The organism is Campylobacter sp. 2018MI10, from assembly GCF_018501175.1.
In the GTDB taxonomy this organism is placed as follows: Bacteria; Campylobacterota; Campylobacteria; order Campylobacterales; family Campylobacteraceae; genus Campylobacter_E.
On the sequence record NZ_JAHCZD010000110.1, the window covers coordinates 1 to 418 of the forward strand.

Genomic DNA, 418 nt, shown 5'->3' on the forward strand with positions numbered 1-418 from the left:
TCATCAACATCATTATTTGCATTGTGATCGTTATTATCATCTGTATTAGCATTGATTTGACGCATGATATCATTCATGGTTGTATTTACATCTATGGTGATGGTTTTGGTGAGTTTTTTATCGCCTTTATCATCATAAATGACTATATCAAAACTTCCTGGTTGTATGGTTCTGTCGTAATTAACTAAAGGAATATCTCCCTTAAGCCCAGATAGATAATCAGAAGTAACAGAACTTTTCGCAGAACTTGCATAGAGATTGTTAGTTTCATTGATCATGGTCTTAGCAAAAGTATCTAAAGAATCCATATAACCTTGGATAATTCCATCTTCATATTTTCCTTCGCTTTTGCTATAGTTTCTACCGCGTAAGTCAAGTTGAGCACCAAGCTGTCCTCCGCTAATCTTTGCAGTAAGAT

The 418-nt window shown here is 34.7% G+C and carries 1 pseudogene; it reads right to left on the reverse strand.

Going from position 1 to position 418, the window contains the following annotated elements:
• A pseudogene (locus KJR01_RS09910) lies at positions 1–418 on the reverse strand (flagellar hook-associated protein FlgK); the annotation flags it as partial.